The 255-nt window shown below is 45.9% G+C and carries 1 protein-coding gene; it reads right to left on the reverse strand.

Going from position 1 to position 255, the window contains the following annotated elements:
* Positions 1-255, reverse strand: a 255-nt coding sequence (locus AAEY62_RS23495; RefSeq protein ID WP_350636868.1) for a methyltransferase domain-containing protein, incomplete at both ends; no start/stop codon positions are given.

Here is a 255-nt window from a genome sequence, read left to right on the forward strand (position 1 = left end):
GATTGGGGTAAAGCAAATAATGGTGGCTAGGTTGCCAGTTTGCTGCCACGGCTAAACGCCAAAAGTCGTTTAAGTCTGCTTGCACCAAAATATACTGACCACTGTCGGTTTGTGTATACTCTACATCGTGTTTATCTAAGCGGTGCGACGATTTATCGATACCAATTACCAGCGCATCGGGATGGCGCTTAGCTAAATTAGCGGTGCTTTCTCCCACACCACAACACGAATCTAAAATGAGTGGGCCTTTAAACG

Source organism: Pseudoalteromonas sp. GW168-MNA-CIBAN-0100, from assembly GCF_040309225.1.
Lineage (GTDB): Bacteria > Pseudomonadota > Gammaproteobacteria > Enterobacterales > Alteromonadaceae > Pseudoalteromonas > Pseudoalteromonas arctica.